Source organism: Micromonospora sp. LOL_021 (assembly GCF_048060215.1).
Taxonomy (GTDB): domain Bacteria; phylum Actinomycetota; class Actinomycetes; order Mycobacteriales; family Micromonosporaceae; genus Micromonospora_E.
In genome coordinates this window covers 59,904-82,374 of sequence record NZ_JBHMIN010000030.1, presented here as the reverse complement: position 1 = coordinate 82,374, position 22,471 = coordinate 59,904, and the positions used below count along the sequence as shown (strand labels likewise).

Annotated in this window: 20 protein-coding genes; 7 read left to right on the top strand and 13 right to left on the bottom strand. The window is 70.5% G+C overall.

Going from position 1 to position 22,471, the window contains the following annotated elements; genetic code table 11:
- Positions 1–339: 339 nt before the first annotated feature.
- Entirely contained in the window at positions 340–1,332 is a 993-nt protein-coding gene (locus ACFHWT_RS19865) for a glycosyltransferase family 2 protein (RefSeq protein ID WP_416596172.1), read from the bottom strand.
- Positions 1,333–1,387: 55 nt separating this feature from the next.
- Positions 1,388–3,220 carry a hypothetical protein gene (locus ACFHWT_RS19860; RefSeq protein WP_416596171.1) on the bottom strand — a complete coding sequence of 611 codons (1,833 nt, stop codon included), beginning with the start codon at positions 3,218–3,220 and terminating at the stop codon, positions 1,388–1,390.
- 307 nt (positions 3,221–3,527) lie between these two features.
- On the opposite strand from ACFHWT_RS19860, the gene ACFHWT_RS19855 reads away from it, so the two are divergent.
- Entirely contained in the window at positions 3,528–6,896 is a 3,369-nt protein-coding gene (locus ACFHWT_RS19855; protein ID WP_416596170.1) for a S8 family peptidase, read from the top strand.
- A 106-nt stretch (positions 6,897–7,002) separates the two neighbouring features.
- Here ACFHWT_RS19855 and ACFHWT_RS19850 read toward each other — a convergent pair whose 3' ends face one another.
- Entirely contained in the window at positions 7,003–8,451 is a 1,449-nt protein-coding gene (locus ACFHWT_RS19850) for a PepSY-associated TM helix domain-containing protein (RefSeq protein WP_416596169.1), read from the bottom strand.
- A 63-nt stretch (positions 8,452–8,514) separates the two neighbouring features.
- Between ACFHWT_RS19850 and ACFHWT_RS19845 the strand changes: the two genes are divergently transcribed.
- Positions 8,515–9,114, top strand: coding sequence for a DUF5134 domain-containing protein (locus ACFHWT_RS19845; RefSeq protein ID WP_416596168.1), 600 nt, complete (start codon positions 8,515–8,517; stop codon positions 9,112–9,114).
- A 107-nt stretch (positions 9,115–9,221) separates the two neighbouring features.
- Here the strand turns inward: ACFHWT_RS19845 and ACFHWT_RS19840 are convergent, their stop codons facing one another.
- The 3 genes from ACFHWT_RS19840 to ACFHWT_RS19830 form a co-directional block, all read right to left on the bottom strand.
- Positions 9,222–9,401 (bottom strand): DUF397 domain-containing protein, encoded by a 180-nt coding sequence (locus ACFHWT_RS19840; RefSeq protein ID WP_416596167.1) that lies wholly within the window; start codon positions 9,399–9,401, stop codon positions 9,222–9,224.
- Positions 9,398–10,183 (bottom strand): helix-turn-helix domain-containing protein, encoded by a 786-nt coding sequence (locus ACFHWT_RS19835; RefSeq protein ID WP_416596166.1) that lies wholly within the window; start codon positions 10,181–10,183, stop codon positions 9,398–9,400. Before ACFHWT_RS19835 ends, ACFHWT_RS19840 begins: the two co-directional genes overlap by 4 nt.
- A 274-nt stretch (positions 10,184–10,457) precedes the next feature.
- Complete coding sequence (locus tag ACFHWT_RS19830) at positions 10,458–10,862, bottom strand: hypothetical protein (protein ID WP_416596165.1); 405 nt, start codon at positions 10,860–10,862, stop codon at positions 10,458–10,460.
- A 14-nt stretch (positions 10,863–10,876) separates the two neighbouring features.
- On the opposite strand from ACFHWT_RS19830, the gene ACFHWT_RS19825 reads away from it, so the two are divergent.
- The 3 genes from ACFHWT_RS19825 (at position 10,877) to ACFHWT_RS19815 (ending at position 12,587) form a co-directional block, all read left to right on the top strand.
- Complete coding sequence (locus ACFHWT_RS19825) at positions 10,877–11,146, top strand: hypothetical protein (protein ID WP_416596164.1); 270 nt, start codon at positions 10,877–10,879, stop codon at positions 11,144–11,146.
- Between the two features lie 107 nt (positions 11,147–11,253).
- Positions 11,254–12,066 (top strand): MerR family transcriptional regulator, encoded by an 813-nt coding sequence (locus ACFHWT_RS19820; protein WP_416596163.1) that lies wholly within the window; start codon positions 11,254–11,256, stop codon positions 12,064–12,066.
- Positions 12,067–12,221: 155 nt separating this feature from the next.
- On the top strand, positions 12,222–12,587 hold the full coding sequence (locus ACFHWT_RS19815) for a nuclear transport factor 2 family protein (protein WP_416596162.1): 366 nt from the start codon (positions 12,222–12,224) through the stop codon (positions 12,585–12,587).
- Positions 12,588–12,605: 18 nt separating this feature from the next.
- Here ACFHWT_RS19815 and ACFHWT_RS19810 read toward each other — a convergent pair whose 3' ends face one another.
- The 3 genes from ACFHWT_RS19810 to ACFHWT_RS19800 form a co-directional block, all read right to left on the bottom strand.
- Positions 12,606–13,646 (bottom strand): hypothetical protein, encoded by a 1,041-nt coding sequence (locus tag ACFHWT_RS19810; RefSeq protein WP_416596161.1) that lies wholly within the window; start codon positions 13,644–13,646, stop codon positions 12,606–12,608.
- Between the two features lie 40 nt (positions 13,647–13,686).
- Positions 13,687–13,977: a helix-turn-helix domain-containing protein gene (locus tag ACFHWT_RS19805; protein WP_416596160.1), complete on the bottom strand. Its 291-nt coding sequence runs from the start codon at positions 13,975–13,977 to the stop codon at positions 13,687–13,689.
- Between the two features lie 525 nt (positions 13,978–14,502).
- The gene (locus tag ACFHWT_RS19800) at positions 14,503–15,930 is read right to left on the bottom strand and encodes an Nramp family divalent metal transporter (RefSeq protein WP_416596159.1); all 1,428 of its coding nucleotides are present in this window, start codon (positions 15,928–15,930) and stop codon (positions 14,503–14,505) included.
- Between the two features lie 195 nt (positions 15,931–16,125).
- Here ACFHWT_RS19800 and ACFHWT_RS19795 point away from each other — a divergent pair, with 195 nt between their 5' ends.
- Both ACFHWT_RS19795 and ACFHWT_RS19790 read left to right on the top strand, forming a co-directional pair.
- Positions 16,126–17,157: a hypothetical protein gene (locus tag ACFHWT_RS19795; RefSeq protein WP_416596157.1), complete on the top strand. Its 1,032-nt coding sequence runs from the start codon at positions 16,126–16,128 to the stop codon at positions 17,155–17,157.
- An 87-nt stretch (positions 17,158–17,244) separates the two neighbouring features.
- Positions 17,245–18,261, top strand: coding sequence for a hypothetical protein (locus ACFHWT_RS19790; RefSeq protein ID WP_416596156.1), 1,017 nt, complete (start codon positions 17,245–17,247; stop codon positions 18,259–18,261).
- Here the strand turns inward: ACFHWT_RS19790 and ACFHWT_RS19785 are convergent.
- From ACFHWT_RS19785 to ACFHWT_RS19770, 4 genes are read right to left on the bottom strand one after another with little or no spacing between them, the layout of a single operon-like run.
- Positions 18,159–19,517 (bottom strand): adenylosuccinate synthetase, encoded by a 1,359-nt coding sequence (locus ACFHWT_RS19785; protein WP_416596155.1) that lies wholly within the window; start codon positions 19,515–19,517, stop codon positions 18,159–18,161. The two genes, ACFHWT_RS19790 and ACFHWT_RS19785, sit on opposite strands and share 103 nt — an antisense overlap.
- 17 nt (positions 19,518–19,534) lie before the next feature.
- The gene (locus ACFHWT_RS19780) at positions 19,535–20,503 is read right to left on the bottom strand and encodes a hypothetical protein (RefSeq protein WP_416596154.1); all 969 of its coding nucleotides are present in this window, start codon (positions 20,501–20,503) and stop codon (positions 19,535–19,537) included.
- Positions 20,504–20,531: 28 nt separating this feature from the next.
- Complete coding sequence (locus ACFHWT_RS19775; RefSeq protein WP_416596153.1) at positions 20,532–21,542, bottom strand: serine/threonine protein kinase; 1,011 nt, start codon at positions 21,540–21,542, stop codon at positions 20,532–20,534.
- Complete coding sequence (locus ACFHWT_RS19770; RefSeq protein WP_416596152.1) at positions 21,539–22,357, bottom strand: NUDIX hydrolase; 819 nt, start codon at positions 22,355–22,357, stop codon at positions 21,539–21,541. Before ACFHWT_RS19770 ends, ACFHWT_RS19775 begins: the two co-directional genes overlap by 4 nt.
- Between the last annotated feature and the right edge of the window lie 114 nt (positions 22,358–22,471).

Genomic DNA, 22,471 nt, shown 5'->3' with positions numbered 1-22,471 from the left:
GGGTACGGGTGATGATCGTGGTCATGGGGGGTCCACCTTCCGTCTGCCGAGGGGGCACACCACACCGGTCACGGGCGGGTGCGCGGTAAACGGTCATCCGGGTGGTACGGGTCAGACGTGGGACATCGGCTCGCGGGCGGCTCCGACGCGCCCCACAGGCTGGGGGCGCGGTGCGCTGCCGCGCGCCGTGAGCATGTACAACGACGCCGGCCCGTCGACGATTCCCGACCGGGCCCACCGACCCGATCCACTGGCCGGGGGGCCGGAGCCTGGCTGCCGCCCGGCGGCTGCGGGCCGGAGTGCGTGGCGCGACCATGCACAACGACCCCGCCCGCCGGATCATTCCGCGTCGGCCTCCGGGCCGGGGATGGTCGTCTCCCGCCGAGGAGTCGGCACCTGCGGCGTACCACCGGCCCCGTCGGACTCCATGACCAGGTAACGGGGTCTGCGCTTCGTCTCGTAGTAGATCCGACCGATGTACTCGCCGATCACGCCGAGGATCATCATTTGAATGCCGCCGAGACCGATGACGCTGACGATGATCGTGGTGTAGCCGGGGGCGTCGATTCCCCGGATCAGCGCCGCTGCGACCACCCAGGCCGCATACGCCACGGCGATGAACGTGAGCCCCATGCCGGCGTAGATCGCCGACCGCAGCGGCCGGTCGTTGAACGACAGCAGCCCATCGAACGCGTAGTTCAACAGGGACCGGAAACTCCAGCGGCTGCCACCACCGGCGCGGGCCTCGTTCGGGTACGCGAACACCACCGTGTTGAACCCGATCCACGAGTAGAGGCCCTTGGAGAACCTGTTGTACTCGGGCATGGCCCGCAGCGCGTCAACCGCCCGGCGGGACAGCAGCCGGAAGTCGCCCGCACCATCGAGTAGTTGCACGTCCACCCAGCGGTTCATCAGCCGGTAGAACGTCCGCGACGCGACGGTACGGACGAACCGGTCACCCCGTCGGTCGCGGCACGCGATGACCTGGTCGTACCCCTGCCGGTACAGGGCGACCATATCGGGCAGCAGGCGTGGAGGGTGTTGCAGGTCGGCGTCCATCACGATGACGGCGTCCCCGCTGGCCCGGTCCAACCCGGCGAGCATCGCCGACTCCTTGCCGAAGTTGCGGCTCAGCGCGAGATACCGGACGGCCGGGTCGGCTGCCGCCAGCCGGCGCAACTCGGCCAAGGTGCCGTCGGTGCTGCCGTCGTCGACGTAGACGTACTCGACCTCGACGTCGTCGAGCGCGGTCACCGCGGCGGTCACCGCCGTGTGAAGCCGGGTCAGCGAGGCGTCCTCGTTGAAGCAGGGCACCACGACCGACAGCCGCAGCGGCCGACCGGCCGGCACGGGTGGTTCGGCCTGTGGGCCGACCGGTCCGGGACGCTCAGTCGAGCCGGTAGACGAGGACACCGTCGATCTCCTCACGGGTGATGCCCAACCCGTCGACCGGACGTTGGGCGACACCGTCCCACGGCGTCCCGACCAGCCGGTCCGGCATCACCAGCACCGTACGCACCCCCAGGTCGCGCAGGTATCCGACGCTCGCCGGGTCGGGAAAGAACGCGGTGACCGCCCGGGTCCGCTCCTGGCTGGCCGGGACGAAACCGGCCAGGCCGTTGGCGACCTGCGGAAAGTCTCCCTCGGTGGTCCACAGCATCACGTTCAACTCGAACGCGCCGGCGTCGCTGGGCAGCACCAGTACCGGCTCGGTGACCTGGTTCCAGGCGGCCGGTGGGGTCGGCACCTGCGGGTGGGCGGTCCGGTTCATCCCCTCGACCACCACCAGCGCCAGTGGGATCGCCAGGACGGCCCCGACGGCCCGCCGGGACCACTGCGGCCATCCGGTGGTGGCCCGGCGCAGCGCGGCGGCCGCAGCAGTGAGCGTTCCGGCGGCCAGCACTGCGAGGAGCAGGCTGGTCCAGATCATCATCCGCCCCGGGGTACGCAGCGCGTCCCAGCCCGGCAGGTGCTTGGACAGCGTCAGGTAGCCGGGGTCGCCGTCGCCGCCGAGCGTGGCGCCGAGGGTGAGCAGCGCCGTGCCGATGACTCCGGCGGCGAGCGCCACCCGGTGCCGGATCCGAAACGACGAGACGATCAGGCCGGCGGCGGCCAGGGCGATCAGCGTCACCCCGGGCAGCAGCGTCATCTCCGGCGGCCAGAAGATCTGCTCCCGGGTGGCGGCGTGCCGTTCTCCCCACAGCCAGGACTCGGCGGGTGCGGTGATCAGGCCGACCACCGGCGGGGAGAACATCTCGGTCCAGGCCAGGCTCCGCTCCGCCTGCGGGTTGAGCTCGACGACGCGGAAGTAGGCCGCCGCGATCGCGAGGGTGACCGCGCCGAAGATCACCCCGCCGACGGCGTCGGCGACGAGTAGCCGTCGGCCGAACGGTGGGCGGCGGCGGTGTCGCCACCGGGAGATCCCGTAGCCGCCGGCGGCGACGATCCCGGCGGCGAGCAGGAAGTAGACCAGCGGCAGTCCGATGCCGAAGCCGAGGCTGATCTGCCAGGCGGCCACCAGCCAGCCGGCGAGGGCCCAGCCCGGTCTGCGCCGTTCGGGGCGGTAGCCGTGCCGCAACGACCAGCCGTGGCCACGGGCGAGCATCGCCAGGCACAGCGCGATCCCACCGGTGGACAGGATGTTCATGTGCCCGGAGTGGGCCAGCCGCCAGGGGGCGAAGGCCCACGCGACCCCGGCCACCGCCGCGCCGATCCGGCCCGCGCCGAGCTGCCGGATCAGGGCGTACGCGCCGATGAACGCCAACGCGTACAGCAGCACGTACAGGATGTTGTAGCGGATCAACGCGGCTTCGAAGCCGGAGCCGATCATCCCGGCCGGTGCGTAGCCGAGGAGGGTGTCGCTGTACGCGTAGGTGTAGCGCTCGGGGAAGAACGTGTTGGAGTGCCAGAGCCCGGTCGGGTCGGTCGACAGCGCGTGCCCGCCCCAGGCCACCTGCCAGGCCTGCAGGGTGGGGTCGGCGATGTCGCCGGGGATGGTGCTGGCGGGATGTCGCAGGGTGGGCCAGGTCAGCACCACTGCGAGGAGCAGTCCGCCGAGCACGGCCAAGGTCCATTCGTGCCGCAGGAACCGCCACAGCGGGGGCAGGGGGGCGGACGGGCGGTCTTGAGCGGTCTCCACGAGAATCGATGATCTCAAATCAGGACGTGGGCTGTCGAACCCGCCCGTCACTTGTCGGGCCGGATCTGGTCCGCCGATCATCGTCGTTTCCGGTGACCCCGCGCAAGCCCGGCCGGACCTGCGAGAACCAGGGTTCGTTGTCGCTGACGTCGGCCTCAGCGGTCGTGGCGGGGTCCGTGCTGGAGCGCAGGTCGTGCCGGAACGCAGATCGCACCGGAACTGGTCGCCGGGCAGACCGGGTGACCGCGGATCCGTTGCACAACGAGCCAATTGCCCGGGATTGACCCAGAAAGCCATCTTTAGGCCTGTTGTCCTGAGGGTCGGGTGTGTAACGCTGACGTTTCGCATCTGCCCGACGTCCTGACAGACGTCCAATGGGGAGGTATTGGTGACACGTTCGAGAAGACTCGTGGCGGCCGGACTGGCCGCCGTACTCGTGATCGGGCCGGGGCAACCTGGCCGGGCCACGCCGACGGACGGAGACAGCGCCAGTCGGACCTCTGCCGGACAGGCGCCGGCCGGTCAGCGCGCCACGGTCACCCTGCTCACCGGCGACCAGGTCACCGTCACCGGTTCCGGCGCCGCTGCACTGCGCCCGGGCGAGGGTCGCGACGGCATGCAGTTCCGCACCTACCGGATCGACGGGGAGCTGCACGTCGTCCCACGCGACGCCGCCGAGCTGGTTCAACGCGGCACGCTGGACCGCCGACTGTTCAACGTCACCAAGTTGATCGAGTGGGGCTACCACGACGCCGCGCGAGACACCCTGCCGCTGATCGTCACCACCGCGCGGGGCGACGTCGCCGCCCGTGGCACCGCCGAGCTCGCCGTTGACGGCCTCGACGTGCAGCGCGACCTGCCGGCGATCGACGGCGCGGCGGTGACCGCCGACAAGTCCACCATCGCCGATCTGTGGACCACGGTGTCCGCCGGCCTGCCCGCCCGTACCGCCGGCCCCGGCGTCGAACGGATCTGGCTGGACGGCAAACGGCGGATGCTGCTGGACCGCAGCGTCGCGCAGATCGGTGCGCCTGCCGCTCACCGGGCCGGTTTCACCGGTGCCGGCGTCACCGTCGGTGTCATGGACAGCGGCGTCGACACCGGACACCCCGACCTGGCGGACGTGGTGGTCGAGACGCGCAACTTCACCGACGCGCCGGAGGACGGTGACACCGTCGGCCACGGCACCCATGTCGCTTCGATCATCGCCGGCAGCGGCGCCGCGTCCGGCGGCAGGTACCGGGGCGTCGCCCCGGACGCGAAGATCATCTCCGCGAAGGTCTGTCCGGCGGCCTGGTGCGACGACTCGGCGATGATCGACGCGATGCACTGGTTCGCCGTGGACAAACAGGTCCCGGTGGTCAACATCAGCATCGGCGGCGGCGACGGACCCGAGATCGACCCCCTCGAGGAGGCGGTCAACACCCTCACCGAGCAGACCGGCACCCTGTTCGTCATCTCCGCCGGCAACGCCGGCGCCGACCGTACCGTCGGGTCACCCGGCAGCGCCGACGCGGCACTGACCGTAGGCGCGGTCGACCGCGACGGCTCGCTGGCCGACTTCTCCAGCCGTGGCCCGCGGGTCGGCGACGACGCTGTCAAACCCGACATCACCGCACCCGGTGTCGACATCGTCGCCGCCCGCGCCGAGGGCACCACCCTCGACGTCCCGATCGACGAGCACTATGTTTCCGCGCCGGGCACCTCGATGTCGGCGCCGCACATCACCGGTGCCGTCGCGCTGCTCGCCCAACAACAGCACCAGTGGACCGCGCAGCAGTTCAAGTCCACCCTGATGGGGTCCGCCGCGCCACACCCCGGCACCGGCGCGTACCAGCAGGGCGCCGGCCTGGTCGACGTCGCCCGAGCCGTCACCCAGACGGTGACCGCCACGCCGGCCAGCATCTCCTACGGCCGCGCCCTCTGGCCGCACCAGGACGATGAGCCGGTCAGCCGGACCGTGACCTACCGCAACACCGGCACCGAGCCGGTCACCCTCGACCTGGCCTGGGAGATCACCGGACCGGCGGGCGCGTCAGTGCCGGCCGGCATGTTCGCCACCAGCGCCGCGCGGGTCGAGGTGCCTGCCGGCGGTACGGCCAGCGTCGACGCCACCGCCGACACCAGCGTCGACGCGGTCGACGGCTACTACAGCGGACACCTGGTCGCCACCGCCGGGCAGACCCGGGTCGTCACCCCCGTCGGGGTGCACCGCGAGGTCGAGAGCTACGACGTGACCGTGTCGCACATCGACGTCGACGGCGGACCAGCCCAGTCGTACTGGACCGCACTGGTCGGTCTGAACAACTCGCACTTCGACTTCCCGTACCACGAGGACGGCACCGTGGTGACCCGACTGCCCAAGGGCGAGTACGGTCTGTTCGCCACGATCGATGAATTCGACGAGGAGGGTGAGCCGACCAGCAGTGCCGTCCTCGCCCAGCCGCGCCTCACCGTCGCTGCGGAGGCCACTGTCACCCTGGACGCCCGGCAGGCCGCACCGGTGCGGGCCACCGTGCCGCAACCGGCCGCGCGGGCCGCGATCGTCGACGTGACCGTCGGCTTCGACACCGTCGGCGGTCCGGCGGGCGTCGGTGCCGCGTACCCTGGATTCGACGGGGTGTCGTCGAAGCAGCTCGGCGGCGACGACCCGGCACCTGGGTTCAGCTCATCCATTTCCCACCAGTGGTTCAAGCCGGACCCCGACGGCGGGTACGCGAACAGCCCGTTCGCCTACGCGCTGAGTGAGGTCTTCGACGGCCGGCTGCCCACCGGGTACCAGCGCGACTACGCCGCGGGTGACCTGGCCCGGGTCCGGCAGGACTTCCGGGGCATTCCGACCGGTGACGTCTCCGACCGGCTGCTCGTCGCCGAGTTCGACGACCCGAAGTTGGGCGCGCTCACCGAGCTGACCGAGGTGCGCGTTCCAGGCGATCGGATCGAGTGGTACAGCACCGACCGGGTGGCCTGGTTCTCCGACCTGTACTTCTCCAACTACTCGGTGGAGGACGACTGGCTGGAACCGGTGTCGTTCCTGTACGCACCGGCCCGCGCCTACCCCGCCGGTGCCCGGCGCACCGACATCTGGAACCTGCCGCCGTTCGGCCCGGCGATGCCGGCGACGTCGTCGCCGACCGGCTGGGCCAGCCGACTCGGCGACGAGATCCTGGTGGAGGTGCCGCTGTTCGGTGACGCCGCCGGGCACGCCGGCGGTTCGGTCGCACTGACTGAGCGCACCGCGCTCTACCGTGCGGGCGAGCTGGTCGAGGAGTGGGAGACCAGTGGCTTCGGCTATTTCGTCGTGCCACCCGGCCAGGCTGACTACCGGCTGGAGACGTCGGCAACCCGTGACGCCGGTGACCTGGCCACCGAGGTGAGCCTGGCCTGGACCTTCCAGTCGGGTCGGGTCAACGGCGATCAGTGGCGGCGGCTGCCGGTCATGGTGGCCCGGCCGGCGCCGCCGGTCGACGAGGCCGGCGCCGCCCCGGCCGGCGACCAGGTCGACATTCCGGTGACGGTGCGCCGGCAGACCGGGGTATCGGTCAACCTGGACGCGTTGTCGGTCGAGGTCTCCTACGACGACGGCACCACCTGGCTGCCGGCTCCGGTGCGTGCCGACGGCCGCAGCTGGGTGGCCACGGTCCAGCACCCGGACAGCGACGGCTACGTGTCGCTGCGGTTCGGCGCCGAGGACCGCAAGGGCAACACGCTCACCCAGACGGTGATCCACGCCTACCGGCTGGCCGCCGCCGACTAGCGTTCCTCGCCCCGAAGGCCCCGGTGGCCGTGACCCGAGTACGGGTGGCGGCCACCGGGGCCGCACCAGCTGCGGCGCCGGATCGATCTGAGGGTGCCGGTTCGGCTCAGACCGTGCCGAAGAAGGACTTCAGCGCGGGCACCCGGCGGATGAGGAACTGGTCCAGCGCCAGGACGACCAGCAGGGAAAGGCCGAACAGGGGCAGGAAGACGCCGAGTACGACCATCGAGGCGAGCAGTACCCAGTTGCCCCAGACGGGGAGTTTCGCCCGCGGCGCGGCGAGGCCGGAGGCCGTGGCCCGACGGGTCCACCACATCATCGGTCCGGTGACGCACATGAAGATCACGGCGAGGCAGAACAACGTGGACATGATCGTGTTGAAGGTGCCGAGGCGGCGCCCTTCGTGCAGGGCGATGCCCTGCGAGACGACCTTCGCCATCGCGCTGTAGTCGTCGTAGCCGTACTGGCCGACCACGTCGCCGCTGTACTGGTCGACGTGGATCGTCGTCTCCTGGGTCACGTCGGATTCGGCGGGGTTGCCGACGTCGTACCACTGGCTGCTCATCACGCTGAACACCCCGGTCTCGCCCTCCGGGTACAGGATGAGGTACGGCTCGGGGGCACCCAGCGTCTGGGCCGCGTCAACCGCGCGGTCGATCGAGATCGGGGTGCCGCTGCCGGTGCTGCTGCCCTGCGGGGCGTTGCCGGAGGCCCACCCGGCGGGTGCTGACTGACCGTCGGCGTCCTCGATCTGCTGTCGGATGGTCGATTCGGCACCGGGGTCCGCGCCCCACAGCCCGGAGCCGGAGTCGACGGCGATCTGCTGGGCCTGAGCACCCCACACACCGGTCCAGGGCAGCCCGGAGACGACCAGCAGCAGGATGCCGAGGCCGACGGGGAGCCCGACGAGGGCGTGGTAGCTGCGCAGCCGGGCACCGCGCTTGCCCTTGGCTTCGGCACCACTGCGCGCACGGCGGCCGAGGAAGAAGATGATGAACCCGGTGATCGTCAGCACGATGGCCCAGGACGCACCGAGTTCGACGATGCGGTCGCCGAATCCGCCGTCGCCGATGAGCAGGTCGCCGTGGATGCGCTCGGCCCAGGTGGAGATGAGCTGGTCCTGGCTGAGTTCGCCGGTGACGGTGGCGGTGTAGGGGTCGACGTAGATGTTGGTGCTGCCACCGTCCTCCAGGCCGGCGACGAACAGGGTCGCCCGGTCGCCGGTGCCGTCCTGCACGGACAGGATGGGACGGTCCGGGAACTCCGCGCGGACGGCCGCTTCCTGCGCGGACAGCCCGGCCCGTTGCGCGCCGTCGGCCACCGGCACCTGCAGTACCCCGGGGTGGGCCAGGGAGTCCACCTCTGCCCGGAACATGTAGGTCATGCCACTGACGGCCAGGCAGAAGAGCACGGGTATGACGAGGACTGACCCGTAGAAGTGCCAGCGCCAGAACGCGGCGAACCAGTTCGTCTTCCGCGGCCGGGCCGGGGACGTGGCTGCCTCCGCGGACGGGGTATCCCCGGGAGGCGGTGTCTCGGCTTCCATGGTGGTCATCGCGGTGGCCCTTCCTGATCAGCACGTTGTTCGTCGGCGCGGCCTGTGGTACTAGCTAGAGTCGTGCTGGAGACGCCGTGGGTTCCCGTCCTGACGATCGTTTTCCTGCTGACAGGGCTCGTCTGTGTCGGTGACCTGGTCATCGGTCGCCGTGGCGTGCCACGCGACCAGGCGTTCTCCGACGCGGAGCTGATTGACATCAATCACTGCGTGATGAGTGTCGCGATGATTCTGATGGCCTGGCTGATGGTGGACGGCCCGGTCGCCTGGGCGCAGGTCGCGATCTTCGGCATCCTGGTGCTCGCGTTGCTGCCCGGGTACGGGCGGGCGCGTGGCACGTCGGAGCGCGTCGACGTGCTGGGCCACGTCACGCAGAACCTGGCGATGATCTGGATGCTCGCGGCGATGCCGACCCTGATGTCGGAGTTGGGGGTCGGCGGCGGCTCCGGGCACGCGCATGGCGTAGCCGCCGCCGGTGCGGAACCGACCCCCACCCCGGCGTGGGCGGACATGACGAACGTCGTCTTCGTGGCCCTGAGCACGGCCGGGGCGCTGTGGTGGCTCTACCGCGCCGCGACGACGTCCGGCCATCGGCTGCATCTGCTCAGCTACGGCGTCATGAGCGCAGGCATGGCGACGATGCTGCTGCTGATGAACGTGTGAGACCCGCTGGCGGGTACGGATCAGCCCTCGGTCCGGTCCTCATCGCGGACCGGACCGAGGCTGCGGTGCGTGGCAGCCGGGCCGGTCAGCTTCCGGCTGGCCGGTGATCAGCGGGTGACGGTGATGTTGGCGATGAACGACCGCCAGGCAGCCGGGGCGAAGTCGAGGGTGCCGCCATCGCGGTCCTTGGTGTCCCGGACGAACACCCGACCAGGAATATTCTCGGCCACCTCGACACAGCCGCTCGTGTCGCTGTGCGTGCTCTTGTGCCAGCATGCGCCGGTCATGTCCACTTCTCCGCCATCCTCACGATCACGTCGCGGCTCTGATTCCCCGGCAGAGCGTACTCCCGCACGGCCTCCCAGGTCCGTTCGAGGTCGGCGGTGTCCTCAGAGCCCTCCACGACGCGACCCTTGAGGTGGCCTTCAAGGTAGCCGACTGTTCTGCCCTCGACTGTCGCGAGCGTGAACGGGCCATCCATCCCGAGGTAGGCACCCGCGCTGGTCGGAACGATGTGCACCCGGATGCTGGGCAACTCGCTTGCGGCGACGATCGCGAGTAGCTGTTCCCGCATGACCTCCGGCCCGCCGATCTCCCGATGAAGCATCCACTCGTCCATCACCGCAACGAGCTGGCAGGGGTCGGGTTTGCGGCGCAGAATCTCCTGCCGGGTGAGTCGCGTGCCGAGCGCGGCTTCCAAGTCTTCCTCCCTTGCGCCGTAGGCGGTGATGATGGTTCTCGCGTACGCCTCGGTTTGCAGTAGGCCAGGGACTGCGAGTGGTTGGAAGACACGGAGCAAGCTGGCCTGCTGCTCGTGTTCGATGAACGGCCGTAACCACACGGGGGCGTGTTCGCCGATGACGAACTCGCGGTAGAACTTCATGAAGGCGGTGCCGAACACCTTGTCGACCATGCCCAGGTAGTTGGGCAGGGCGGGGCGTTCGCCGCGCTCGATCGAGCCGACGTGCTTTGCCGAGAAGTGGACGCGCTCACCCCAGGACTCCTGGGTGAGGCCCATCGACTCGCGCACCCGCCGTAGCTCCGATATCAGATACTCGCTGCCGCTCACAAGCCCCTCGCATCCCTCGGATTCCCTCGTGCCCACGCGGCGGAGGCATCGCCGAAAGGCGTCCCCGTTGCGTGAAGTCGCCAATCATCTTCCTTGACGAATGCAGAGGCGTCCAGCATGGATCTCGGTCCTGTGGATAACTGCCAGATCAGGCTGAGGAATTGATCTTCAGGCTTCTATCAGATCAACTCTCGCCGCTGCAAGGCTTTCGCATCCCTCAGCTTCCCTCGTGGTGGTCGAGGTTCGCGTCATGGGACTCCCGGCGTGCACGGGTTCACCGGTCGGGTTCCGCCAACTGCGAATCGGAGTCCGGGGTGGGATGTCGCAACCGATCGGCTATCCAAGGAGGATCCTGGTGGTGCACAGGAATGACGGGATCGGCGGGACGCGCCGGCTGATCGCCGCCCGCGAGGTCGACCCCGCCCCGGCCAGTGCGATCGACGCCGTGCTTGACCCCGGTGACACCGTCGTGGCGCAGGCGGTGCGCCAGGCGCGGCTCGACATCGCCGAGCATCTGCCGTCGGCGCGGCTCGGCGAATGCCGCACCTGTGACGTCGCCGCGCCGTGCCGGCCGATGCTGCGGTCGCTGGTCATCCTCGACCGGTGGGACCCGGGCAAGGCCCGCCGGGTGCGGGCGGTGCTGCAGCTGTCCGGGCTGATGCCGGACGGCTACCCGCACGGGAAGGACGACGGATGTCTGACCAGCCGCTGCGGGTCGGTGAGACGCTGCACCTGGGCAAAGCCGACTGGGTGTACGGCGACTGCTCGATGCGGGTGCGGGTCTCCGACATCCGGTACGGCCACGACAGCGACGAGTCGCCGGTGATCGGCATCCTCGCCACGATCGTCGGCGGTGGACGCGACGGCCGGATGGTGGCGATCGCCGTCTACAAGCGGTCGTTGACCCACCACGGGGTGCGGGAAGCCCCGCGCGCCGTCAACGGGACCGACCCGTACCCGTGAGGGAAGCCGGCGGTGGTCGGCGCGGTGCCGGCACTGGTTTGTGGTGCCCGCCATGCCGGTCCTGCGGAGTCAGGGTGGGCAGCGGCGCGGGGATGGACACTGGGACGATGCGTACGGGTCTGACCATCGGTGAGTTCGCCACGGTGACGCACCTCAGCGTGCGGACCCTGCGGCGCTATCACGAGTCCGGGTTGCTCGTGCCGGCGAACGTGGACCCGGACACGAACTATCGGTACTACCTGCCCGACCAGATCGCGACGGCGCAGGTCATCCATCGGCTCCGTGAGCTCGACGTGCCGTTGACCGAGATCAAGTCGATCATCGCGACCGACGATCCGCACCACCGCGCCGAGCTCATAGCGGGTCACCTGAACCGGCTCGAGGCCGCGCTCGACCGCACGCGGGCAGCCGTGGTGTCGCTACGTCAACTGCTGCGACCCGACGCTGCGGCACTCGCCGTCGAACTGCGTTCCGTTCCCGCCCGGACCGTGGCCGCCATCAGTGCGCAGGTCCGGGTCGAGGATTCCGTCGCCTGGTTCAGCCAGGCCATGGACGAGCTGGACGTGGCCTTCCCGCCGGCGGAACGCACCGGGCCGCCCGGTGGCCGGTACGCCAACGAACTGTTCACCAGCGGGGCCGGTGCCATGACCGTCTTCCGATCGGTGCGCAGCCCGCGTCGCGATGGCCGGATCGAGGTCCTTGACCTCCCGGCGGCCGATCTGGCCGTGGCGGTCCACCCGGGCCCACATGATGACATCGACGTTACCTACGGTCGTCTGGGCAACTGGGTGGCTTCGCATGCGCTGAGTGTGGATGGGCCCGTTCACGAGACATACCTGGCTGGCCCCCGCGATACCGGGGACGCCCGGCGATGGCGGACCGAGATCGGCTGGCCGGTCTTCCGGCTGACCCCGGGCTGAAGTCCAGAGTCGGGAACTGGACCTGCCGGCTCACCGGGGTGCCCTACCCCGGCCGTCCTACGACCTGGATGAGGTTGCCAAGTCGTGGGACGGCCGGACCGAGGCCACGTCAGCCCACTTGACCCTCTCCCTGGGGGAGGCCCGATCGTTGGTGCATGAACATGGAGCCCAACCAACGAACCGCTGTCACCTGGGACGAGTTACCGACCGCCATCGTGGCGTACCTCCCCGCCCATCAAGCCCGGGACGCCGAGACCGCCATCAGCGCGTTCGCTGCGGACGCTGAGGTGACAGACGAAGGACGGACCTACCGAGGTCTGGACGAGATCAGGGCATGGCTGATCAACGGGGGCAGCGAGTACGCCTACACCACGAGATTTGTCGGTGCGCACCGCACCGGTGATGCCCACGTCGACGTGGTGCAGCATCTGGAAGGGAATTTTCCGGGCGGATCAGCGGATCTGCACTACCGGTTCGACCTCGATGGTGCCGCTATAATCCGACTCACCATCGAACCGTAGCTGCGGCAATGCGCCGTGTCAGACGTCGACACCGATGCGGGCGGCGAAGGTGCGCAGGTCAGGGAGAGACCGGTGGCGGTCGCTCGTCAGCAGGTCGACGGTCAACTGTTGGGCCCACGGTCGGTAGCGAACTTCCTGTGGTGCGGTCTGTTCAGCGGCCAGCAGTGCCCGGTATGCCTCAGCGTTCGCGCCTCGGCCATGCAACGCCAGCGCGGTGTCCTGCCAGTAGCGGGCCCGACGCTCCACGTTGCCTAACTGGTGCGGGGTGATGGCGCGGGCGTATTCGACCGCCGCGCCGAAGTCGCCCAACGCGCGGGCGACACCGATGCGGTACAGCGCGATGTCGACGCTGCCGAAGGCGGACTTCATGTCCGCTCGCCGGGCGGCCTCGTCCGCCTCGGCGAGCAAATCCAGCGCGGTGGCCCGCTGGCCGGCCAGCGCGGCCGTGTAAGCGGCGGTGGCGAGCAGCCGCCCGTACGCGGTGACGTCGTCTGGCCGCCGCAGCCCGGTCGCGGTGTCGAGCGTCGTCGCGCCGGCGAGCACGACACTCTGCGCGGTGTCGCGGTGCCGGGTCCGACGGAGCACGATCGCGGCGATCCGGGCGTGTCCGGCCTGCAGCAGCGGGTCCCCGCAGGCCTGCGCGGTCTGACCAGCCCGGTCGATGATCGACCAGGACATGCCGTCCTCGTGCAGCTTGATCAATACCTGGGCGATGAGGTGGTACGCCCGGGTCGCCAGGGCCGCGCCGGCGCACCGCTGGTCGTCGTCGGTGTTCGCAGCGACCGCCGCCGCGCCGGCGACCAGCTGTGGCAAACGGGTGGCGAGTCGGGCGTACCGGCACGCCTGAAGGTCGGCCGACGCGGCGGCGAGCGTGGCGCGCAGCTCGACCGGGCGAACCGGTGGGCCGGAACTCGGAGCTGAACCGATGAGCAGGCCCGACAGCTCAGTGGTCAGCCCCGGTGGGCGGGCGGTGGCGTGGCCGGCAGCGCCCGGGCCTGTTGAGAAGGCAGCACCGGCGAGCCCTGCCAGTCCGCCCAGTACCGCGCGCCGTCGGATCACGTCCTCTCCCGTCTCAGGCCAGGATCGGCTACCGCGAAGCCTAACGATCGACGTGGACCCGTGGTGGCTGGCCGATGCTGGCCAACCCGAACAGCTCCGGCGGAATGTCGAACACGTCGGCGAGCCGGCGCAGGGCGGTCACGTCGGTCAACCGCTGCCGGCCGCGTTCGATCCGCGACAGGCTCGCCGCCGAGTAGCCGCAGCGTCGTCCGGCCTCCGCGAGGGTCAGCCGGGCGGCCGTGCGGGCCAGTCGGATCAGGCTGCCGTGGTCGCCGGCTGCCGCCGCCCGACGGGTCTCGGGAAGGCCGGCCCACCGGCGGTCGCCGCTCATCGCAGTCTCCCGCCATGGTCTCGCTCGGTATTGCCTCCACTGTGCAACGGGCGTGCCAGGGCGCGCAAAGCGCTTGCGTATCCGGTACGACCCGTGTCGGCGCGGCCTGGTCTCTGGCGTCCTAAAAGGGCGGCGGTGATGGCGCCGGACGACGGGTGAGAAGCCGGAGACAGTGGACAAATTACGTCAATGTCGGTCCGGCCATCGCCGGGTTGCTGTCGTCAATCGGACACTTGGCGTGGGCCTGTCTGGCGTCGCGCCGATCGTCGTGATCATGCTCGCGGCAGGTGGCTCAGGGCGCTCCGCTGCGGTGACCGCGATCGGCGGGATCGTCGCCGCACTGGCAGGACTCGGCGCCGTACGTACCTACGTGAAGCATGAGCCGCATGTAACGGTTTGCAGACTGAAGGTGACAGTGCGGTGGTCTGTTGGGCGGAGACCGTCCGCACGGTCGATGCGCGTTCCGTCGCTCGCGGCAGGGTAAGTGCCCGTGGTGTCGTCAGCCAACCCCGTCGGAGGGTCGGGTCATGCCATCCGGACCCCGGCCAGGCTCAGCAGGTAGACGACGGCGAAGGCACCGAAGAACAGCCCGGCGGTGCCGAGTGCCGCCTGACTGGTCCGTGACGGCCGTACCGTTGCGGGGAGCCGGCGGTTGACGTACAGGGTGAGGCCGACCACGACCGGGGTGTGCGCGGCGGCGATGATCCCGCCGACCGACAGGATCTCGACCGGGTTGCGGACCAGCAGGAACAGCACCAGCGGGGCGAGGGTCATGGCGACCGCGACGTACGTCAGGTAGACCGCCCGTGGGTGGCGGATCAGTCGGGCCAGCCTGCCAGCCTGTTCCCCGTCATCAGCCGGCTCGTCGTCGGATCGGCCGGCGGTGATCAGTCGGGTGGCGTCGGCGTAGGTGCGCGCCCAGCCGTCCTGGTTGGCGAAGATGGTGCCCCAGAGCGCGACCACCACACAGGTCAGCAGCAGCACCTCACCGAAGGTGCCCCACAGGTCGCCGAGCAGCGCGGTCAGGTCGCGGGCGACGTCGATCCCGTCGGGTACCCGCCCCTGCGGGGCGAGCAGTTCGGCGCCCAGCACCAGGAAGGAGACGATGACCAGTCCACCGCCAGCGACGCCGAGCGCGGCGGTCCGGCTCATCGTCCGGGTCCAGCCGCGTACCCGCTCGATCCGCTCGTCGCCGCCGACCTGCCCGTCCGAAGGCACATCGTCGCGGGCCCCGGCATCAGTCTGATCCGTCGACGAGGACGGGCCCGTCGGCCCGCCGAAGCCACGCGCCGCCACCCAGTAGGAGAACCACATGATGCCGACGGCGCCGGCCAGGATGAATCCGACCCAGGGCAGCACGAAGTACAGGTCGAGGTCGTCTGGCACGCCCGGCACCAGGCCCGTCGTGATGTCGCCGCTGACCGTGCTGGCCGCCGCGGTGATGGCCGCGCCGACCAGCACCAGGGCCATCACCGCGGTGATCCGTTCCACGCCCCGGTAGCGGCCGGCCAGTACCAGTGTCCCGGAGCCGAGGATGACGGCGCTGGCGTAGACCGCCTGTCCGCCGGGCAGCGCCACCATGAGCGCGCTGCCGACCAGGGCGGCGATGCCGGCGATGGTGACCACCCCGGCGACGACCTGCGGTACGAAGATCACCCAGATCGCCCAGTTGGCTGGCCCCGGTACGTCGCGGAAGCCGTCGAGCAGGGTATTGCCGGTGGCCACGCTGTACCGGCCGGCCTCCCGGATCATGATCCACATGAGCGCGGTCACGACCAGCGCCAGCCACAGCAGTTCGTACCCGTACCGCGCGCCGATCCTGGGGGTGAACAGCACCGAGCCGGAACCCACCGACGACACCATCCACAGCAGGCCGGGCCCGTACCACCGGAGCTGGCCACGGCCGGACGGAGCGGGGGTGGGCTGTTGACGCAGACGGAAGGTGGTCGGCACGGTGAGTTTCCCTGGGTCGTGTTCGAGCGAAGGGTCGGACCTCTCCGGACATACCCACGCGCCGGTCGGCGACACCTGGATGACGGACACTCGTCGACACGCCGGCTGTCCGGGCCCCCAACGTCCCCGACGATCATCCATGCGCGTGGTAGGAACTTGATTACTCCACGTCCAGCAAGGATTGGCAGGTGGGCAGTGACGGGCAGTAGCCAGTGGTTTCCGGATGCCCAGTCGGGCGGCCGCTCCGGCCGCCCTCGGTGGCTGTTGTCGGCTGCGGCCGGTGTAGCGCTGGCAGTGGTGATGACCAGCGGCGCAGCGGCGGTGCCAGCCTCGGAGAGCGACGTTGGTGCCGCCATCACCACCCGGGTGTTCGACCGGGCCACCGGCGAGCCGGTCAAGGGCGTGTGTGTGCTGGCCTTGCCGGTGCTCACGTTCCGCCTGCCCGACGCCTGCGCGACGCGCAGCGGCGGCGGCGGACGGGTGACCGTCGAGGTGCCGGGGCCTGGCCAGTACAACCTGTTCGCCCTGCCGAAGCTGGACAGTCCGTACGGTGCCCAGTGGGTGGGTCCGGACGGCGGCACCGGCGTGCAAAGGGATGCCCGTCAACTGACACTGGAGGCTGGTGAGACCAAGTCTGCCCCTCATGTGCTGTTGGATCTTCGAGCCACGCTCCGCGGGCGGCTCGTGCTCCGGTCCGGCGTACCAGTCGATGCTGCTGCGGTGGCGATCGCCGCGCCGGCACCCGGTGCCCGTACTGCCGAGCGTCAGGCACCCGTCGGCGATGACGGCAGCTTCACGATCGACTGGGTGGGTCCGTACGGCTGGCCGTTGCTCTTCTGGGGCGACAACTTCGCCTTCCAGTGGAGTGGTGATTCGGCCACTCGCGTCCGGGCCGACCCCGTTCCCGCAATGGTCGGCGACCCGGCCCCTGTCATTCATTTCCTGCGACACGGTGCACGATTCCAGGTCAGAATCCACTCCGGGTCGGTCGCTGCTGATCGGCAGCTGATCATTTACAACGCGGGCACTGGCGAGCATGTGGGAACGGTGACGATCAGCGGCCAGGACATAGTCGGACGTCTGCGAGTCAGCGGTGGTCAGCAGGTAAAGATGCAGTGTCACTGTGCTCGCGGTGAACTCTGGTACGGCGGCACGGATTTCGCTAATGCCATACCGATCAAGGTCGGCCACACCGAGTTGCTCCTGCTGGATCTCTGTGACCCCTGATGCGGACGGGTTCCGTTGACTAAATCTCTATTGTGGAAAGTGATGGGGTGGGTGGTTGGAATGGGTTGGTCGTCGAAGTTCGGAGGCGTGACGGGCAGCACCGGTCACCCCCAGTGGTCCCGGAGTGTTGCGGCTGGGGCGGCGGTCGCCGTACTGACGGCCGGTGCGGTGGCCGCGATGCCGGCGGCTGCCGTCGGCGGCACCGCTACACCGGCCACCGGTGCCGCGATCGCCACCCGGGTTTTTGACCGGATGACCGGGGAACCGGTCAAGGGCGTCTGTGTGCTGGCTCTGCCGGTGCTCACGTTCCGCCTGCCCAACGCCTGCGCGACGCGCAGCGGCGGCGGCGGACGGGTGACCGTCGAGGTGCCGGGGCCTGGCCAGTACAACCTGTTCGCCCTGCCCAAACCGGACAGCCCGTACGGTGCCCAGTGGGTGGGTCCGGACGGCGGCACCGGTCGCCAGCAAGAGGCGCGTCGGGTCACCCTCGCCACCGGTGAGACCAAGCGGGTGAATCAGATCCTGCTGGATCCCCGCGCCACGATCAGCGGTGCGGTCAACCACTGGACCGGGCAGAACGCCGGGCTGGTCTCCATCGCCGCACCCGACCTGGACCTGCATCAGGAGATGTGGTCCGTGCCGGTCGGTGCCGACGGCACCTTCGACATCGACTGGGTCGGTCCGTACGAGTGGCCGGTGTTGTTCCGGTTGGACCGCGAACCAGCACAGTGGAGCGGGAAGGTCGGCAACCGGCTGCAGGCCGAGACCGTGCCGGCGGTGATCGGCGGCCCGGTCGAGCCGTACCAGTTCTGGCCCACGAGCCAGACGCGGGGTTTCGTGCAGGTGGTGGTCCGCGACGAAGGGCCGGGTCTGCCGGGTCGGGTGATCTTCTACAACGCGGTCACCAGGGACGTGATGGGCTTCGACGACTTCGGCCAAGGCAGATGGAAGTGGATGGTGCAGGAGTACATCACCGGCGGTCAGCAGATCAAGATCGAATGTCAGTGCCCCGAAGGGACCCGCTGGTACGGCGGCACCGATTTCGACAGCGCCACCCCGTTGGCCGTGACATACTTCGGCTCCGTCTCGGTCGACCTGCGGTAACCCGACAGCGCGGCCTTGTCGTCGGCGGTCGGGCCGTGCGAGGTGAGCCGCACCGGTACGCCGAGCGCCGCCTCGACCGCCGCCACCCAGGAGTCCGGGTCGGGCTCCGGGTCGGCGGCGTACCGGGGTCGGCTGGTCAGCAGCCGGGCGGTCAGCGCCGCCTGCCGGTCGAGGTCACCGGGCGGGCCGGTCGGCAGCCGGTCGGTCCAGTCGTACGCCTCGCACAGCCGCAGCCGGTGCGCGCCGACCAGGTCCAGGTGGGTCAGCGCGAGGGCGTCGACACCACCGGCGACGTCGAGCGCGTACCGGTGGGCGACGGCGTCGAAGTGGCCGGACCGGAACCGGCCCTGCCAAGCGTTGGTGCCGTTGTGCCGCTCCGGCGGCCGCAGCGCCGGGTCCTCGGTGACCAGCGGGCCGGGCCCGTGCCGGGGGGTGGCCACCCGCAGCACCCCGAGCCGGGTCGCCGCACCCGGCATCCCGGCCTCGGCGAGCAGGGTGTCGACGTTGCCGTACGTCGTGGTGCTCCACGTGGTGTACGGGTGGAACCCGTGCCACTCGTCGAGCAGCACCCCTTGGGCGCCTTCGAAGACGACGGTTCCGGCGCGCAGTAGCCGGGCCGTCCACGACCGGTCGACGATGGCGACCCGCTGCGCGAAGGCGGTGAACGCGGTGACGGTGTCCACCACCGGCGGAGCGTCCAGCGGCCCCAGTTCGGTGGTGAGCCGGTCACGCAGCAGCGTCAGCCGGTGCCGCAGCAGCCCCGGGTCGAGACAGTCGCCGACCCGGGGCGCGGTGTCGGGGTGGGCGAGAGCGTACGACATGCTCTCGCCCACCCCCATCCCGCAGGAGCCGTGCCGGTCGGCCCCACGGGCGATCTCCCGGGCCTGGTTCGCGGCCCGGTGGTACGGGGTGGCCAGCAGCGCCTCCCGGTCGACGGTCACCCGGTCCAGTACGTCGGGCACCCCGATCCCGGCCAGGTGCGTCGCCTCGCCGGCCAGGGCGAGCGGGTCGACGACAACGAACCGGGACAGGTGCGTCGGTACGCCGTGGAAGGTGCCGGCGCCGAACTGGGCGAAGGTGTGGGTCCGGCCGTCGGGCAGGACGACGTTGTGCGCCGCCTGCCCGCCCCCGTTGAACCGGATCACCGCGTCGACCGGCCCGCTCGCGCACAGCCAGTCGACGACGGTGCCCTTGCCGGCGTCGCCGTAGCCGAGGTCGACCACGGCGACATGCCGGCCGGTCGGGTCCCCTGCCACGCTGCTGGCCACCGGGTTCACAGCCGGGTCACCTGGTCGGCGTGGCCCGAGGCGGCCGGCAGGGCGCCGCGTACCGCCGGGGTGCGGTCGGCGCCGATGCGGGCGAGCGCCCGCGACACGGTGCCGGCGGCGTCGCCGGCACCGACGTCGCGCAGATCGGCCAGGGCGGCGTCGAGGTCGCAGGCCTCTTCGCCGAGCGCCACGGTGGTGGCGATGGTCTCGCAGACCGCGTCCAGGTCGTCGAGTTCGACCGCGTTCTGCCCGAGCAGGTCCCGCCAGAAGTCGAGGATGCGGCGGTTGCCGGCGTAGTGGCTGCCGGCCGGCATCAGGTAGTAGGTGTCCCACCGGCGACGGACCTCGTCGACGACGGCGCGCAGCGGGACGTCCTCGTTCAGGTCGTCCCCGATGAACTTCCGGACCTCGCGGGCCTTGACCTTGGGGTACGCCATCTCGTCGCCGATGACGAACAGGTAGCCGCGCTTGCCGCGCCGCTCGTGGCAGTCGATCGACGTGTGCCGGGCCATGAAGTACATGGCGAGCTCGTACGACTCCATCATCTGCCCGCCGCCACCGCCTTCGAGCACGATGTTGCCCAGGTGGTCGTCCATCCGGTTGTCCGACTCGAACTGGCCGATCTGCAGCGGCACCCGGTCGCAGGTCGCGTCGCCGATCGCACCGAAGAGGATCTGCGGGTCGGTGACGTAGCCCTTGCGCAGCAGCAGGCCGAGCAGTTGCGGCAGCTTCTGCTGCAGCGTCCGGGGCACGCCGCCCATCGATCCGGTGACGTCGAACAGGACGGCGACGGCCAGCGACTGCGGGTGCTCGGTCGAGTCGCGGCTCTCCCGGGCGGCGACGCCGCGTGGGTCGAGGGTCGGGTGGACGGTGCGGGCGCCGCCGTCGCTGTAGGCGAACGCGCTGGCGCCGGTGGCCTTGCGGTAGGCGCTGGCTGCGCGGTAGACGTCGGTCGACCAGGCTCCACTGCCCATGTCGGGCCTCCTTCGAAGCGGGTGATTCTTAACGGTGGTTGGGGTCGGGGATGGTGAATGGCCGGAACCTGCGGCGGCCCCAGAGCCGTTCGAGCAGGTCGTCGAACTCGGCGAGCAGCCGCCACGCGTCGTCGGGCCGTTGCCGCAGCGCGGCCAGCTGGCAGCCGTCGGTGAACCGGCGCATCGGCTCCGGCGCCTGACCGCCGGTCAGCCAGTCGAGGCAGCGGGCGGCCATCGCGAGGTCGGTTCCGGGGCCGGGGCTGCGGCGTCGGCGGATCTCGTCGGGGTACCAGTCGGCGTACGCCGGAACCAGCGCCGGCACCGGCGTGCCGTCGATGCTGGCGTAGCACCAGTCGACCAGCACCACGCCGTGCTGGTCGGGCTCGATGAGGACGTGGTCGGGTAGCACCGCGCCGTGGACCAGCCCGGCGCGGTGGGCGAAGCCGAGCGCGACCAGCAGCCGCCGCCACATCCAGGCCGCGTCGCGGGCGTCGACCCCGTCCGGGTACGCCCGACGGACCTCGGCGAGGCTGCGCAGCCCGGCGGCGGTGCCCAGTACGGTGACCTGTCGGACGGAGCCGGTGCCGGTGTCGCGGTGCCGGAACTCGTCCACCACCCGGGGCACGTACGGCAGGTAGCGGGCGTCGCCCCGCTCGGCGAGCCGGGTCAGCGCGGTCGCCTCCCGGGCGATCAGGTAGTTGTTGGCCGGATCCCGGGGCACCTTCACCAGTTGGTCGTCGCCGTGCCGGTACAGGTCGGCGAGGTCGCCGGTGTAGCGGGCGGCGCGGTCCACGACGTACCGGTGCCGTCCGGTGTCGATGGTGACGGTGTCCCGGTCGCCAGCGAGGTGCCGCTGCCACAGCTCGGTCAGCTGCATGAACGCGGCGGTGGCGCGCGGGTCGGGTGCGGCCGCCCCGGCGGTGTCCGGGTGCAGCAGCCGGGCCAGCCGGTGGTAGCGCCGGGTCGTCTGGTCGGTGCCGAACACCTCGGCCGGGTGGTCGGCGGTCAGGACGAGTTCGATCGCCTCGGTCACGGTCATCGGACTTCCTCCTCCCGGGCGGGGCGTAGCAGCGCCGGGTGCAGCAGCCGGGCGTCGCCGGCCCGGTAGATGCGCGACCGGGGTCCGCCGCGTGGGCCGCCGCGTTCGGTGGTGGCGCCGACGCTTTCCAGGAACCCGGGTACGGACAGCACCTTGCGGTGGAAGTTGCCGGCGTGCAGTTCGACGCCCCAGACGGTCTGGTAGACGCTGCGCAGTTCGCTGATGGTGAATTCGTCGCCGACGAACCGGGTGGCCAGCGGGGTGTACTCGAGCTTGGCGCAGGCCCGGTCCAGGCCGTCGACGACGATCCGGGCGTGGTCGAAGGCGAGTCGCCGGCTGGTGCCGGGTCGCTGCCGCACCGGCCGGTCCGGGTCGGCCTGGTCGGGCAGGCCGAGCGCGTCCACCGGCACCCAGGCCGCAGCGGCGGCGTCGCTGCCGGCGGCCGGATCGGGCAGCTCGGGTGCGAAGGCGAGGTACGCCACGGAGACGATCCGCATCCGCGGGTCCCGCTCGGGTGCGCCGTAGCTGGCCAGCTGCTCCAGGTGCACCCGGTCCATCGCGGTGGCCCGGCCGGGTCGGGCGTCCAGCCCGGTCTCCTCGGCCAGCTCCCGGGCGGCGGCGGTGGGCAGGTCCTCGTCGGGCTGGACGAAGCCGCCGGGCAGCGCCCAGGCCCCTTCGTACGGCGGCGCGCCCCGCCGCACGAGCAGCACGTGCAGCTGCGTGTCGCGGATGGTCAGTGCCACCACGTCGACGGTGACGGCGACCGGCGGGAACGCCCGAGGGTCGTAGCTGGCGAGGAACTCGGCCTCCGACATCGCGATCCTTCTCGCTACTAGAAAATCTCTATCTAAGAACAACTCAACCTGAGAAGAACCTATCTCATGGTGGACCGGATGTCACCTCCAACGTGGCGGCCGTCATGTTCGGCG